15 protein-coding genes and 1 tRNA gene are annotated in these 13,525 nt (G+C 61.2%); 6 read left to right on the forward strand and 10 right to left on the reverse strand.

All coding sequences use genetic code 11. The features are described 5' to 3' along the window. Positions 1–61 precede the first annotated feature (61 nt). The 4 genes from QWE_RS11045 (at position 62) to QWE_RS11060 (ending at position 5,047) form a co-directional block, all read left to right on the forward strand. Positions 62–823: a sugar phosphate isomerase/epimerase family protein gene (locus QWE_RS11045; RefSeq protein ID WP_006726202.1), complete on the forward strand. Its 762-nt coding sequence runs from the start codon at positions 62–64 to the stop codon at positions 821–823. Positions 824–850: 27 nt separating this feature from the next. Then, positions 851–1,984: a Gfo/Idh/MocA family protein gene (locus QWE_RS11050; RefSeq protein WP_006726203.1), complete on the forward strand. Its 1,134-nt coding sequence runs from the start codon at positions 851–853 to the stop codon at positions 1,982–1,984. A gap of 203 nt (positions 1,985–2,187) precedes the next feature. Next, positions 2,188–3,240 carry an L-glyceraldehyde 3-phosphate reductase gene (gene mgrA, locus QWE_RS11055; RefSeq protein WP_006726204.1) on the forward strand — a complete coding sequence of 351 codons (1,053 nt, stop codon included), beginning with the start codon at positions 2,188–2,190 and terminating at the stop codon, positions 3,238–3,240. A 199-nt stretch (positions 3,241–3,439) separates the two neighbouring features. Then, positions 3,440–5,047: a glycoside hydrolase family 43 protein gene (locus QWE_RS11060; RefSeq protein ID WP_006726205.1), complete on the forward strand. Its 1,608-nt coding sequence runs from the start codon at positions 3,440–3,442 to the stop codon at positions 5,045–5,047. Positions 5,048–5,172: 125 nt separating this feature from the next. Here QWE_RS11060 and fghA read toward each other — a convergent pair whose 3' ends face one another. From fghA to QWE_RS11105, 9 genes are all read right to left on the reverse strand, one after another. Continuing rightward, positions 5,173–6,006: an S-formylglutathione hydrolase gene (gene fghA / locus QWE_RS11065; RefSeq protein WP_006726206.1), complete on the reverse strand. Its 834-nt coding sequence runs from the start codon at positions 6,004–6,006 to the stop codon at positions 5,173–5,175. Between the two features lie 32 nt (positions 6,007–6,038). Continuing rightward, positions 6,039–6,485: a YaiI/YqxD family protein gene (locus tag QWE_RS11070; protein ID WP_006726207.1), complete on the reverse strand. Its 447-nt coding sequence runs from the start codon at positions 6,483–6,485 to the stop codon at positions 6,039–6,041. A gap of 3 nt (positions 6,486–6,488) precedes the next feature. After that, positions 6,489–6,788 carry a type II toxin-antitoxin system RelE/ParE family toxin gene (locus QWE_RS11075; RefSeq protein ID WP_006726208.1) on the reverse strand — a complete coding sequence of 100 codons (300 nt, stop codon included), beginning with the start codon at positions 6,786–6,788 and terminating at the stop codon, positions 6,489–6,491. Positions 6,789–6,791: 3 nt separating this feature from the next. Then, complete coding sequence (locus tag QWE_RS11080; protein WP_006726209.1) at positions 6,792–7,043, reverse strand: ribbon-helix-helix domain-containing protein; 252 nt, start codon at positions 7,041–7,043, stop codon at positions 6,792–6,794. 76 nt (positions 7,044–7,119) lie between these two features. Continuing rightward, positions 7,120–7,572 carry a GNAT family N-acetyltransferase gene (locus QWE_RS11085; protein ID WP_006726210.1) on the reverse strand — a complete coding sequence of 151 codons (453 nt, stop codon included), beginning with the start codon at positions 7,570–7,572 and terminating at the stop codon, positions 7,120–7,122. After that, positions 7,572–8,699, reverse strand: coding sequence for an S-(hydroxymethyl)glutathione dehydrogenase/class III alcohol dehydrogenase (locus QWE_RS11090; RefSeq protein WP_006726211.1), 1,128 nt, complete (start codon positions 8,697–8,699; stop codon positions 7,572–7,574). The genes QWE_RS11085 and QWE_RS11090 overlap by 1 nt, the downstream gene beginning before the upstream one ends. A gap of 100 nt (positions 8,700–8,799) precedes the next feature. Next, complete coding sequence (locus tag QWE_RS11095; RefSeq protein WP_006726212.1) at positions 8,800–9,417, reverse strand: GNAT family N-acetyltransferase; 618 nt, start codon at positions 9,415–9,417, stop codon at positions 8,800–8,802. 57 nt (positions 9,418–9,474) lie between these two features. After that, positions 9,475–10,746 carry a zinc metalloprotease gene (locus QWE_RS11100; RefSeq protein WP_006726213.1) on the reverse strand — a complete coding sequence of 424 codons (1,272 nt, stop codon included), beginning with the start codon at positions 10,744–10,746 and terminating at the stop codon, positions 9,475–9,477. A gap of 100 nt (positions 10,747–10,846) precedes the next feature. Beyond that, on the reverse strand, positions 10,847–11,779 hold the full coding sequence (locus tag QWE_RS11105) for a DMT family transporter (protein ID WP_006726214.1): 933 nt from the start codon (positions 11,777–11,779) through the stop codon (positions 10,847–10,849). A gap of 277 nt (positions 11,780–12,056) precedes the next feature. Here QWE_RS11105 and QWE_RS11110 point away from each other — a divergent pair, with 277 nt between their 5' ends. Continuing rightward, on the forward strand, positions 12,057–12,494 hold the full coding sequence (locus QWE_RS11110; protein WP_006726215.1) for a helix-turn-helix domain-containing protein: 438 nt from the start codon (positions 12,057–12,059) through the stop codon (positions 12,492–12,494). Positions 12,495–12,498: 4 nt separating this feature from the next. On the opposite strand, the gene lipB is transcribed toward QWE_RS11110, so the two are convergent. Then, positions 12,499–13,215 carry a lipoyl(octanoyl) transferase LipB gene (gene lipB / locus QWE_RS11115; protein ID WP_006726216.1) on the reverse strand — a complete coding sequence of 239 codons (717 nt, stop codon included), beginning with the start codon at positions 13,213–13,215 and terminating at the stop codon, positions 12,499–12,501. A gap of 214 nt (positions 13,216–13,429) precedes the next feature. Here lipB and QWE_RS11120 point away from each other — a divergent pair. Beyond that, a tRNA-Leu gene (locus QWE_RS11120) sits at positions 13,430–13,514 on the forward strand. Positions 13,515–13,525: the final 11 nt, after the last annotated feature.

The raw sequence follows: 13,525 nt of genomic DNA on the forward strand, positions 1-13,525 counted from the left end.
GCCATTATATCAAAGGTTCTGGGCGCCCGATCCAGGACTAAACGAGGAGGAGACTATCCCCATGACCAAACTCGGTTTCCAGCTTTACAGCGCCCGCAATTTCCAGCCCTTCAGCGGCATCTATCCGAAGCTCCAGGCCGCCGGCTACAGTGAGGTCGAGGGTTACGGCGCGCTCTACGCATCGCTTGCCGACGGCGAGCTTGACGCTTTCCGTAAGGAGCTCGATGACAGCGGCCTGACCATGCCGACCGCCCATTTCGGCCTCGACATGATCGAGAACGATCCTGCCCGTGTCATCAAGATCGCCAACACGCTCGGCATCGAGGCGGTCTACTGCCCCTATCTGATGCCCGACCAGCGCCCGACGGATGCGAGCGGCTGGTTCGCCTTTGGTCAACGCCTGCAGGCCGCCGGCAAGCCGCTGCGCGATGCCGGCCTCGTTTTCGGCTGGCACAATCACGACTTCGAATTCGCGGCGCTTCCCGACGGATCCACACCTCAGGAGCAGATCTTCGCCGGTGGCCCGGAACTCGACTGGGAAGCCGATATCGCCTGGGTCATCCGCGGCGGCGCCGATCCCTTCGCCTGGATCGAAAGCTACGGCAAGCGCATCAGCGCCGTGCACGTCAAGGATATCGCGCCAGCAGGCGAGAATACTGACGAAGACGGCTGGGCTGATGTTGGCCATGGCACAGTCGACTGGAAGGGTCTGATCGCGGCGCTCAAATCCACCCGCGTCAAGCATTTCGTCGTCGAGCACGATAATCCTAGGGATATCGACCGGCTGATCACCCGCTCGATCGCCTCCTTCAACACCTATTGAACTCATCGCAGCAAGCAGGACATTTCCATGGCACGCGAACTTGGCGTCGGCATCATCGGATGCGGCAATATCTCCACCACCTACTTCTCGTTGGCGCCGCTGTTTCGCGGTCTCAAGGTTGTCGCCTGCGCGGATATCAATCCGGCAGCGGCGGAATCCCGGGCCACCGAATACGGCGTCAAGGCCCAGACCATCGATGAACTCCTCGCCAATCCCGAGGTTGATATCGTCGTCAATCTGACGATCCCGGACGCGCATTATCCGGTGTCGAAGCAGATCCTTGAAGCCGGCAAACACGTCTATTCGGAAAAGCCGCTGGTTCTCTCGCTCGAACAGGGCGAGGACCTGCGTGCCATCGCCAAGGCCAAGGGCCTGTCGGTCGGCTGCGCGCCCGACACCTTCCTCGGCGGCGCCCACCAGCTGGCGCGCGCCTATATCGACAAGGGCGGCATCGGCCGCGTCACGTCGGGCACTTGCCACGTGATGAGCCCCGGCATGGAGATGTGGCATCCGAACCCGGACTTCTTCTTCCTGCCCGGCGGCGGCCCGATCCTCGATCTCGGCCCTTACTACATCGCCAACCTGATCAATCTGATCGGCCCGGTCAAGCGGGTCGCGGCGCTTACCTCCATGGCGAACGAGACCCGGACCATCACCAGCCAGCCCCGCAACGGCGAGACGATCCCGGTGAAGACGCCCACCAACATCCATGCGCTTCTGGAATTCCAGAATGGTGCGACGATCACGCTCTCGGCCAGCTGGGATGTCTGGAGTCACCGCCACGCCAATATGGAACTCTACGGCACGGATGGCTCGCTCTATGTCCCGGACCCGAACTTCTTCGGTGGTGTCGTCGAAGCCTCCGGTCGCGACAAGAACATCCAGCCGCTCGAAGCCTGGGACCATCCCTTTGGTCGCAACAACCAGGAAAGCCCGCAAGGCCCGCGCGCCAATTACCGCACGGCAGGCCTTGCCGACATGGCAGTGGCGATCCTCGAAGGCCGCGATGCCCGCTGCTCGCTCGACCGCACCCTGCACGGCGTTGATGTGATGGTGTCGATTCTGAAGTCGGGTGAAACGGGTGAATTCGTAACCCTGTCGACAACCTGCACTCAACCGGCTGCCCTGGGTATCGACGAAGCTCAGGCTCTGCTGCGCTGATTTCCCCACCCCAACCCCTCCCCACAAGGGGGAGGGGCTTTTCCGCGTCTGCCTCTGGGATTCTGCTTCGTCTCCGCTAAGTTGCGGCTGGCGGAGAGCGGGAGGCGTCCCCGATTGGTCTCCCCCCTTGTGGGGGAGATGGCCGGCAGGCCAGAGGGGGGGCTTCGCATCGCTGAGCTATTGCATCTGGGAGAGAACCATCCATGACCTATACCCCCGCCGAAAACCGCTATGAGCGGATGACCTATAATCGCTGCGGCAAGAGCGGGCTGAAGCTGCCGGCGATTTCGCTCGGCCTCTGGCACAATTTCGGCAACGACACACCGCATTCCACCAAGCAGGCGATATGCCGCAGGGCTTTCGACCTCGGCATCACCCATTTCGACCTCGCCAACAATTACGGCCCGCCGGCAGGCTCGGCGGAAGAAGCCTTCGGCGAGATCCTCAAGACCGATTTTTGCGGTTACCGCGACGAGCTGATCATCTCTTCCAAGGCCGGCTACAACATGTGGCCTGGTCCTTACGGCGAATGGGGCAGCCGCAAGTATTTGATCGCTTCCTGCGACCAGAGCCTGAAGCGGATGGGCCTCGATTATGTCGATATCTTCTACTCGCACCGCTTCGATCCGGATACGCCGCTTGAGGAAACCTGCGGCGCGCTCGATCACATCGTCCGGTCGGGCAGGGCGCAGTATGTCGGCATTTCCTCCTACAATTCGAAGCGCACCCGCGAAGCCTACGAGATCCTCAAGAGCCTCGGCACACCGCTTCTGATCCACCAGCCGAGCTATTCGATGATCAATCGCTGGATCGAGGAAGACGGATTGATCGACACCTTGGAAGAGCTCGGCGTCGGCTCGATCGTCTTCTCGCCGCTCGCGCAGGGCATGCTGACCTCGAAATACCTCAACGGCATTCCCGAGGGCACCCGCGCGACGCAGGACAAGTCGCTCGACCCGGGCTTCCTCAACGAGCGCAATCTCGAAAACATCCGTGGTCTCAACAAGATCGCGGAAAAGCGCGGCCAGACGCTGGCGCAGATGGCGCTGTCCTGGGTGCTGCGTGGCGGCCACATCACCACCGCCCTGATCGGCGCGTCGAAGCCCTCCCAGGTCGAGGACTGCGTCAAGGCAATCGAGACGCCGGACTTTACTACCGAGGAGCTCGCTGAAATCGACGTCTTCGCCAAGGACGCCGACATCAACATCTGGGCGGCCTCTGCCGAGCGCAAGGGCCCGCCGCGGAAGAAGAAGTAGAAACCCATCTCCTCCCTTGCGGGGGAGAACGGGATTTCGGCAGCTTAGCGTCAGCTAAGTGCTAGAAATCCCAAGAGAGGGGCTTGTCAGTCAGGCAGCCCCTCTCCTGAAAAGTCTAGGGCTTTAGCCGAAGGCTCAAGCCCTGATTTTTCTTCCTCTCCCGCAGGGGGAGAGGTAAGTGCGGAGGAGAAAACACGCCATGATCATCAACCCCATCCTGCCCGGCTTCAATCCTGATCCGTCGATCTGCCGCGTGGGCGACGACTATTACATCGCCACCTCCACCTTCGAATGGTTCCCGGGCGTGCAGATCCATCATTCGCGCGACCTCGCGAACTGGGAGCTCGTGACCCGTCCACTCAATCGCGCGAGCCAGCTCGACATGCGCGGCAATCCCGACAGCTGTGGCGTCTGGGCGCCATGTCTCTCCTATGCCGACGGCCTCTTCTGGCTCGTCTATACCGACGTCAAACGCTTCGAAGGCTCGTTCAAGGACGCGCACAATAACATCGTCACGGCCCCCGCGATCGAAGGCCCCTGGTCCGATCCGATCTATGTCAATTCCTCCGGCTTCGACCCCTCGCTGTTCCATGACGATGACGGCCGCAAGTGGTTCACAAACATGCAGTGGAACCACCGCCCCGAGGCGCGCAACACCATCGGCCATGCCAAGTTCGACGGTATCCTGCTTCAGGAATGGGACCCGAAGACGAAGCGCCTCACTGGCCCGATCAAGAACATCTTCGAGGGCAGTAAACAGGGTCTCGTCGAAGGCCCGCATGTCTTCAAGCGCAATGGCTGGTATTATCTCACCACTGCCGAGGGTGGCACCGGTTACGACCATGTCGTGACCATGGCCCGCTCGCGCGCGATCGACGGCCCTTACGAGATGCATCCGAACACGCATCTCATCACCTCGAAGGATGCCCCCGAAGCCGTGCTGCAGCGTGCCGGTCACGGCCAATATGTGGAGACGGCGGATGGCGCGGCCTACCACACCCATCTCTGCGGTCGTCCCATGCAGCCCAAGCGTCGCTGCACGCTCGGCCGCGAAACGGGCCTGCAGAAAGGCGTCTGGAAGGAGGATGGCTGGCTCTATCTCGAGCAGGGCGGCGTCGTGCCCGCGGTCGAGGTGCCGGCACCTCATGGTGCCGTCAAACGCGAGGAGCCGGTCGAGACCGTCAGGACATTCGACAGTGCAGACTTACCGAAAGAATTCCAGTGGCTGCGAACGCCGCATCCCGAGCGCCTGTTCAGCCTGACCGAGAGGGCAGGGCGTTTGCGCCTTTTCGGTCGAGAAAGCATCGGTTCCTGGTTCGAACAGTCGCTGGTCGCCCGCCGCCAGGAGCATCACCGCTTCCGCGCCGAAACGCGGCTGGAATATTCGCCCGAAACCTATCAACAGGTCGCGGGCCTTACCCATTACTACAACCGCTTCAAGTTCTACGCGCTGGGTGTCTCGACGGACGAGAAGCTCGGCCGCTCGCTGATCATCCTGTCCTGCCCGGGTAACTATCCTTCCGGCGATCTCACCTTCCCAATCGGCATGGGCCAGTCGATCCCCGAGGGTGCCATCGATCTCGCCATGGAGATCACCGACAACGACCTGCAATTCTTCTGGCGCCCGGTGGGCGAGGGTGCTTGGCAGGCGATCGGCCCCGTCCTTGATGCTGGCGTCATTTCCGACGAAGGCGGTTTCGGCGAACACGGCTCGTTTACCGGCGCCTTTGCCGGCATGTTCTGTTTCGACATCACGGGGCAGGGCCGACCGGCAGATTTCGAGCGGTTTGTGTATCGGCGGGGGTGAGGGGCGCGCTGATATACGCCGCCGTCATCCTCGGGCTCGTCCCGAGGATCTATTCACGTCGCAGTCAATTCAACGGTCGCGAAAGCTCGGGACAAGCCCGAGCATGACGTCCTGATAGGTTGGCCTCAGCCCAACCGTTCCGCATGCCACTTCAGATGATCCTCCATGAAGGTCGAGATGAAGTAGTAGGAATGGTCGTAGCGCTCATGCATGCGCAGCGTCAGGCCGATATCGGTGTCCTTCACCGCCTCTTCGAATTTCCAGGGCGCAAGACCCGTCTCCAGGAAGCTGTCAGCCTTGCCCTGGTCGATCAGGAATTCGGGGAAGCGGGCGCCGTCTTCCACCAATGCGCAGGCATCGTATTCGCGCCACTTCGCCCTGTCAGGCCCCAGATATTTCTCGAAAGCGTCCTGCGTCCAATCGGCGGTCAGCGGGTTGACGATGGGCGCGAAGGCCGAGCAGCTCTTGAAGCGATCAGGGTTCTTCAGCGCAATCGTCATGGCGCCATGGCCGCCCATGGAATGGCCGAAAATGCCCTGGCGGCTCATATCGGCGCGGAACTGCTCGGCAATCAGGGCAGGCAGTTCCTCCGTGATGTAGGAATACATCTGGTAGTGCTCGGCCCAGGGTTTTTCCGTGGCGTTCAAATACATGCCCGCACCCTTGCCCATCTTCCAGTTGGTCAGCTCATCAGGCACATCATTACCGCGCGGGCTGGTGTCGGGGCAGACGATGATCAGGCCGAGCTCGGCCGCCATGCGGCGGTATTCGCCCTTTTCCATGACATTGACATGGGTGCAGGTGAGCCCTGAGAGATACCAGAGCACGGGCCGCTTTTCGGTGATCGCCTGGGGCGGCACGAAGACCGCGAAGGTCATCTCGGTGCCAGTAGCTTCCGACTGGTGCGAAAAGACGCCCTGCATGCCGCCGAAGGCGGTGTTCTGGGAGAGGATATTCATGGGGAGGTTCCTTGTTCCTGGCCCTCTAGGGCTCATTTCTTCACACGCCGGCAGAGCCGGTCGAGTGTTTCGAGGAATGCCGAGCGGTCGCGCGGCGAAAAGGCGGCGTTGTAGCCCTTGCTTTCTCCGGTTTCGCGCAGATGTGCGCCGAGATCGCGCATGGCCGTCGCCATGCCGATATTCGCGGTGTCGAAGATACGCCCCGTCGGCCCGGTCACCAGCGCGCCGGCTGCCACACAGCGACCCGCAAGCGGCACGTCGGCGGTGATAACGATATCACCCTCGCCACAGCGCTCGGCAATCCAGTCGTCCGCCGCATCGAAGGCGCCCGAGACGATGACATTCTTGACCATCGGGTCGCGCGAAGGGCGAAGACCGGAATTCGCGACAAAGGTGACCGGCAGATCATGCCGCTCGGCCACTTTCAGGATCTCCGGCTTTACCGGACAGGCATCGGCATCGACATAGATTTCAGGCATGATTCATTCGTCAAAGAATTTGCGATAGTCTCCCGCCGTGTGCAGGAGACGGACAAGCTCGATGCCGTCGCCGGTATCGAGCGGTTGGTAGATAATCAAGTAGCGGCGAAACGGGAATAGTCGCATCGCCGGATAGCGGCTGAAACGTCTGCTGCCGAGCTGCGGACGCTCCGACAGCAACCGGTAGCGCTCCTCCAATTCGTGCAGCAGGCGGTTGGCTGTGGCTTCGTTATCGGCAGCTACATAAGTCCAGATTGCCTTGATGTCCTCGACGAAGAGAGGACGCCTCAGGATGAGAGGCATCAGTCAGCGCCGCTCGCGAAATTGCGCGATCAACTCCTCGGCTGTCTCCATGCCCGACGCCGGACCACTGTCCAGCCCGCGTGTCACCTCTTGTTCGAGGTCAGACAAAAACCGATCAGCATCAGCTTCGCGTTGCTCGAGCAGGTCCAGACTGTAGCCGATCACCTCGGTCGTTGAGTTGAAACGCCCGGATCGAACCAGTCGCTCGATCATATCAGTTTGCCTGTCATCCAGGACGATGCGGTCATGCTTCATGGTCGAAACTCCTGAAGATGGTCCCATTGTAGCAGCTTCTCGCATGAGCAGCCAGCAAGTGACGCCGCGTCAAGACCTATCCCTTCCGCAGCATATCCATATGCGGGATGCCATCCTCCAGATACTCTTCCGAGATCACCTCAAACCCAAGCGAGCCATAGAATTTCTGCAGATGGCTTTGCGCCGAAATCTCGATCGGTTCACCCGGGTAGCGCTTCTCGACCTCAGCAATCGCCTCGCGCATCAGCGCCTCGCCCAACCGCTTGCCGCGATGGTTCGGCGAGACCGCCACACGTCCGATGCGGGGCTGATGCTTCGGCGTCGGGCGCCAGAGCCTTGCGCAGGCGAGCAGTTCCTCGCCATCGAGCAGCCGCAGATGCAGGCAGTCAATATCGTTGCCGTCGAGTTCCGAATAAGGGCAATGCTGCTCGACGACGAAGACGTCGACGCGCAACTTCAGCATGGCGTAGAGATCGACGGCGGAGAACGCATCGAGCCTCCGCACATCGACAGTGTAAGCCACAGACATCAATAGACCACGACGCCGCGGATCGATTCGCCCTTATGCATCAGGTCAAAACCCTTGTTGATGTCTTCGAGCGGCATGGTGTGGGTGATCATTGGGTCGATCTGGATCTTGCCCTCCATGTACCAGTCGACGATCTTCGGCACGTCGGTACGGCCGCGTGCGCCGCCAAAAGCTGTGCCCATCCAGTTGCGGCCGGTGACCAGCTGGAAGGGACGCGTCGAGATTTCCTGGCCAGCGCCTGCGACGCCGATGATGACGGATTTGCCCCAGCCGCGATGCGAGCTTTCGAGTGCCTGGCGCATCACCTTGGTGTTGCCGGTGCAGTCGAAGGTGTAGTCGGCTCCGCCGATCAGGTCGTTGCCGCGCTTCGTCATGTTGACGAGATACGGCACGATGTCGTCGCCGACTTCCTTCGGATTGACGAAATGCGTCATGCCGAATTTTTCGCCCCATTCCTTACGGTCCGGGTTGATGTCGACGCCGATGATCATGTCGGCACCGGCCAGGCGCAGGCCCTGCAGCACGTTCAGACCAATGCCGCCGAGACCGAAGACGATGGCCGTCGAGCCGATCTCGACCTTGGCGGTGTTGATAACGGCGCCGATGCCGGTCGTCACGCCGCAGCCGATGTAGCAGATCTTGTCGAAGGGCGCGTCCGGGTTGACCTTGGCAACGGCAATCTCCGGCAGCACCGTAAAGTTCGAGAAGGTCGAGCAACCCATGTAGTGGTGGATCTTGTCCTTGCCGATCGAGAAACGGCTCGTGCCGTCAGGCATCACGCCCTGGCCCTGGGTTGCCCGGATCGACGTGCAGAGATTGGTCTTGCGCGAGGTGCAGGAATAGCATTCGCGGCATTCCGGCGTGTAGAGCGGAATGACATGGTCACCCTTCTTCACCGAGGTGACACCCGGGCCGACATCGACGACGATGCCTGCACCTTCATGGCCAAGAATGGCCGGGAAGAGACCTTCCGGGTCGGCACCCGAGAGCGTGAAATCATCGGTGTGACAGATACCTGTGGCCTTCACCTCGATCAGCACTTCGCCGGCGCGCGGGCCTTCGAGCTGAACGGTCATGACCTCGAGCGGCTTTCCAGCCTGGGTGGCGACGGCGGCGCGAACATCCATGGTTTTTCTCCTGACAAATCGTTGGTGGCGACTTTCGCACGGCTTTAGCATCCGGCTCAAGGGCTGAGCCGGATTTTCTCAAAAGTCTGATTCTTCTCGTCTATTCCGCCTGCAGAACGGGGAAATGCGGCGCGGCGTCGGCGCGGAGCTTGCCCGTTTGGCGGGGGTCTTCGAAGATCTCGACCATGCGCTTATAGGGCCGGAAACCGGAGCGCTGGTAGAAGGCGAGTGCCGCCGGATGATCGAGATGGCAGGTGTGAACCCAGAAGCGCGAGATCGGCTTGTCCCATGCCTTGTCGATCGCGACATTCATCAGGATACGCCCAGCGCCCGATCCGATCAGGCTCTGGTCGAGGCCGAAAAAGGCAAGTTCGCATTCCCCGGCCTGGCGGAAGTCGAGCTCCAGAAGTCCGAGCCTTTCGCCATTGCGCATCAGCGAAAAAATCTCGACGGCGGGATCTTCAATGATCGCCGCCAGCTCGTCACCCTCCATCACGGCGCGCGAGACCCAGAGCCAGTCTTCTCCGACGCGGCGGTAGAGCGCGCGGTAATCCTCAAGTGCCGGCGCGTTCCAGCGCTCGACCGTCAGCCCATCGGTCGGCGGATTGGCGCGAGGTGCAGGTCTGGCGGTCATTTCCAGGCAGGTGACGATGGTCGCGAGCATGTTCGGCGCGACGTCGTGATAGCCGGCGGGGAGGTGCTTTTGATCGGAATCCATGCGGTCTTTTGGAGCTTGAGGGTGGCCGCATGTCAAGCGGGTGGAGTGGCGACGCGATCAGCGAAACAATCTGTCGCAAGCATAGATCACCGCGTAGACGTGGATGGCGAGCGCCGCATAGTAGCCGAAGCCGGTCATCAGTCGTTCCGGACCGTTCATCGGCACCAGGGCTTCGCGCGGCTTGGCCGATTTCGTCCTGATCATGCCGAGCAGGGTGAAGAGCGCCACGCCGACCGTCAAGACGGGTGCCGCAAGCCCGATTCGCCAGCCGGTCCAGGCGACCACGCCGGTGACGAGGAAACTGGTGAACGCGAGAATGCGTGGGCCTTGAAACACCTGCCGCAGCACCTGGCCGCCGTCGAAACGGTAAGTGGGCAGAAGGTTGAGAAGGTTGAAGGCACCGAGAATGACGAGAAAGACCAGGATCGGGCCATCCATTGCCATCGAGTGGGGAATGTCCATCGCCGATTGATGGGCTGCCACGAGGATCGGGACAAGCAGCGCCGAGAAACCTGCCCCCATCAGGGCACAGGTCGCGACCTCGAAATGGGTATTGTAGGGCCGACCGCCGATCGCCACGCCGCCCAGCAGCGGCACGAACAGCATGCGTGTCGTCGGGTGCCCGAAGGCACGATAGGCCACCATGTGGCCGAGTTCATGCAGAAGAATGACGAGGGTCAGGAACACCGAGATCATCAGGCCCTGCGCCGTCAAGCCAAAGAACGGCCAGAGCAGGACGGTCGAGAGAATCACGAGCACGGTCTGCCACAGGGGGTGTTCGAAATGCAGAAGGCCCGAGGCCGGACTTTCCTCCACATGGTTTTGCAGTGCGGAGAGTTCGCGGGCCAGCGCTATGCGCCGGAAGAGATAGAAGGCAAGTCCGCGATAGTTGTCCGTCTGCTCGAAGGTTACCCGGCTGCCCAGCGGTGCCCGTTCGACCTTGCGGCGTTCGCGATAGCCTTCCCAGAAGGTGTGGTCGAGCGTTGTATCATTGACCACCCGCAGTTCGCAGGAGAAGCAGCCGGCTGACGTCATCGCGGTGCGATCGACGATCATGGTCCGTCTGCTCGGATGGCCGTGACGATCGCTTTGCCGATAGGCGAATTCTACGAGATCCGGTTTGCCGTCGACCGGTTCGACGGCAATGACATTGGGATGCCAGGATGTTTGATCGCCGGCGGGGCGGGTGATGTTCCACAGTTCTTCCGGGCGCTCGCGGATGATCCGGCTCACCCGGATGGTTCGCCGCCCAAGCGGTGCGGCCATCAGGAGCCAGAGCAGGCCGAGATTAAAGGCGGCCAGAAACACTGCGGCCTGATACGTCGCCAAGAAGCTCTCCCGATACTGCGGATGGATGCTCGAAACCTAGGCGAGAACCCTTAGAATCTCGTGAGCGAATTCGTTAAAATGCTTCTGAGCTGTCGGACATTCAGGCGACGTCAGAGGCAGTCCGTGCCGGCGTCGCGCGTCTTTGTTCGCGCCAGAGAATGAAGAGCCCCGATGCGACGATGATCAGGATGCCGAGCCATTTCGACGGTGTCGGAAACTCGTCGAAGAGCAGGTAACCCAAGGCGACGGCGGCGATGATTTCGAAATACTGGAAGGGCGCGAGCACGGACAGCGTCGCCATGCGGAAGGCGCGGACGACCAGAAGATGGATGTAGCCGGAGATCGCGCCGAGCAGGATGACCAGTCCGAGGCCGAGCGACGACGCTGGCAGTGATATCTCGAAGTCGATGTCGCCGGCAGCGGTGCCGATGACCAGCGCACCGCCCATGAAAAGGGTTCCGCCGATGCCGGCCATGGTCTGCATGGTCATGGGCGTATCGGCCTCACCGATCGCCCGGTTCAGGAACATGTAGAGCGCATAGAGAAAGGCGCAGGCAACCGGCAGCAGGGCCGTCATGCCGAAGACTTCGTAGCTGGGCTGGATGACGATCATCGCACCACCGAAGCCGACCGCGATCGCCAGCCAACGTCGCCAGCCGACTTTCTCCTTGAGGAAGATGGCGGACATCGCGGTCAGGATGAAGGGCTCGACGAAGTAGATGGCGAAGACATCGGCGAGCGGCATGTATTTGACCGCCATGAAGAACATCAGGCTCGCGGCGCCATGAATGGCGCCTCGCAACAGGTTCATCCAGGGCCGCTTCGCCGAAAAGGCTGCCAGACCATTGAGTGCGACCAGGACCGGCAGGACCGAGGCCAGCTGGAAGAAGAAGCGATAGAAGGTTACCTGTCCCGGAGACATGCCCTCGACTGTCGCCATGTATTTCGCGATGGCATCCATGATCGGCAGCACGAGCATGCAACCCGCCATGAGGACCATGCCGCGAAAGGGACTGGAGGGCGTGGAACTCATTGTCGGGACTCATCGGAAGAACGCGGGCTTGAGAGAACAAGCATGATGCGCTCGTCGGGATCAAGCCAAGAAAGTCTGGAACAAAAACTCGCTTGCGTCGTTTACGCTGCGTTTGTACGCATCCTGCGGATGTCGTCGCGTGGCGGGTTTGCACCTGTTGGTGGCGCCCGCGGAAAGATCCGGGATCTTCATGTCGTCTAATGTAGTGATGTGAGATCGGAGTAGAAAGGAAAGTCGGCACAGTGTCCGACCTTCCCCGACGGTCAGGAGAAGTCGCATGCCCGCACGCAAGGTCTATCCCCGGATGACGGATTCGAGTGATGATACGCTTGGGGGACGCCTGTCGGCTGCGCGCGACGCTTCTGGCCTCTCGCTGGCCGACGTTGCAAATCGCATCGGCGTGAAACGGGAAAGCCTGCTGGCCTGGGAAGCGGACCGTGCCGAACCGAGACCGTCGAGCCTGATCGATCTCGCAGGCATTCTCGGTGTTTCGCCCATGTGGCTGATGACCGGAGTCGGTTCGGGACCCATCCAGGAGACCAGCGATCTGCCGCTTGAAGCCCTCAAGCTCGATCTCCAGCGCCTGACCGAAGCGCATCTCGAATGCGGTCGGCTGATTGAAAAGATTGCCCGACAGATCGAGACCTACGAGGAACGCCACGACCGTCGCCGTGATGCCGGCGATCTCGACGGTCCCGTGATGGGACGCGCCTGAGGTTTCAGCTTTCGTTGGCCGTCGGGCCGAAGACGTCTTCGAATGCTTCGCGCAGCCGCATGTCTACATCCGCCATCATCACTGGCAGCCCGAGATCGACGAGGCTCGTCACCCCATAGGCGGAGATCCCGCAGGGCACGATCCCGGTGAAGTGCGAGAGATCGGGATCGACATTGATCGACAGGCCGTGAAAACTGACCCAGCGCCGCAGGCGAATGCCAAGCGCTGCGATCTTGTCCTCGCTCATCGTGCCATCGGGCAGAACAGGCTTTTCCGGACGACGCACCCAGACGCCGACGCGGTCCTCGCGGCGCTCGCCCTTGACGTTCATGCTGTCGAGCGTGCGGATCACCACTTCCTCGAGGGCCGCCACATAGGCGCGCACATCCTGGCGCCGGCGCTTCAGATCGAGCATCACATAGGCCACTCGCTGGCCGGGACCATGATAGGTGTATTCGCCGCCTCGACCCGTCGCGAAAACGGGGAATCGTTCGGGCTCGATGAGATCCTTGGAAACAGCACTGGTGCCGGCAGTATAAAGGGGAGGGTGCTCCACCAGCCAGACCAGTTCATCGGCCTTTCCGTCGGCAATCAGAGCGACCTGATGCTCCATTTCGGCAACCGCATCTTCATAACCCACGAGCCCGTCGGAGACTCGCCACCTCACGGCCCGTGAGCCTTCACGAGGGTGCATGGCATGGTCGAGATCTGTGCGAAGCATGAAAAGCGCCTTGGGCTGTGGATTGGCGAAAAGCCTTGTTTTCCCTGTATTTGGCAATAAAAGCCCTGGAGTTCAAGGGCGCCGGCCTCCCCCATGCAGGGGGCTTATCCACCGGCCGTGACGAATTTTCAAAAATCTGTCACGGCGGGCTTGTGGACCCCCAAGGCTTTTGCTACATGCAGCCCCGCCGGAGCAATTCGGCGCCTACCACGATGCGGTCGTGGCGGAATTGGTAGACGCGCAGCGTTGAGGTCGCTGTGGGGCAACCCGTGGAAGTTCGAGTCTTCTCGACCGCACCAAAAAAGAACCC

The organism is Agrobacterium albertimagni AOL15 (assembly GCF_000300855.1).
Lineage (GTDB): Bacteria > Pseudomonadota > Alphaproteobacteria > Rhizobiales > Rhizobiaceae > Allorhizobium > Allorhizobium albertimagni.

Bases quoted from the DNA above. Each gene is read 5' to 3' on its own strand.
- QWE_RS11045 (WP_006726202.1), top strand. From the start codon at position 62: ATGACCAAACTCGGTTTCCAGCTTTACAGCGCCCGCAATTTCCAGCCC.
- QWE_RS11050 (WP_006726203.1), top strand. From the start codon at position 851: ATGGCACGCGAACTTGGCGTCGGCATCATCGGATGCGGCAATATCTCC.
- mgrA (WP_006726204.1), top strand. From the start codon at position 2,188: ATGACCTATACCCCCGCCGAAAACCGCTATGAGCGGATGACCTATAAT.
- QWE_RS11060 (WP_006726205.1), top strand. From the start codon at position 3,440: ATGATCATCAACCCCATCCTGCCCGGCTTCAATCCTGATCCGTCGATC.
- fghA (WP_006726206.1), bottom strand. From the start codon at position 6,006: ATGAATATCCTCTCCCAGAACACCGCCTTCGGCGGCATGCAGGGCGTC.
- QWE_RS11070 (WP_006726207.1), bottom strand. From the start codon at position 6,485: ATGCCTGAAATCTATGTCGATGCCGATGCCTGTCCGGTAAAGCCGGAG.
- QWE_RS11075 (WP_006726208.1), bottom strand. From the start codon at position 6,788: ATGCCTCTCATCCTGAGGCGTCCTCTCTTCGTCGAGGACATCAAGGCA.
- QWE_RS11080 (WP_006726209.1), bottom strand. From the start codon at position 7,043: ATGAAGCATGACCGCATCGTCCTGGATGACAGGCAAACTGATATGATC.
- QWE_RS11085 (WP_006726210.1), bottom strand. From the start codon at position 7,572: ATGTCTGTGGCTTACACTGTCGATGTGCGGAGGCTCGATGCGTTCTCC.
- QWE_RS11090 (WP_006726211.1), bottom strand. From the start codon at position 8,699: ATGGATGTTCGCGCCGCCGTCGCCACCCAGGCTGGAAAGCCGCTCGAG.
- QWE_RS11095 (WP_006726212.1), bottom strand. From the start codon at position 9,417: ATGGATTCCGATCAAAAGCACCTCCCCGCCGGCTATCACGACGTCGCG.
- QWE_RS11105 (WP_006726214.1), bottom strand. From the start codon at position 11,779: ATGAGTTCCACGCCCTCCAGTCCCTTTCGCGGCATGGTCCTCATGGCG.
- QWE_RS11110 (WP_006726215.1), top strand. From the start codon at position 12,057: ATGCCCGCACGCAAGGTCTATCCCCGGATGACGGATTCGAGTGATGAT.
- lipB (WP_006726216.1), bottom strand. From the start codon at position 13,215: ATGCTTCGCACAGATCTCGACCATGCCATGCACCCTCGTGAAGGCTCA.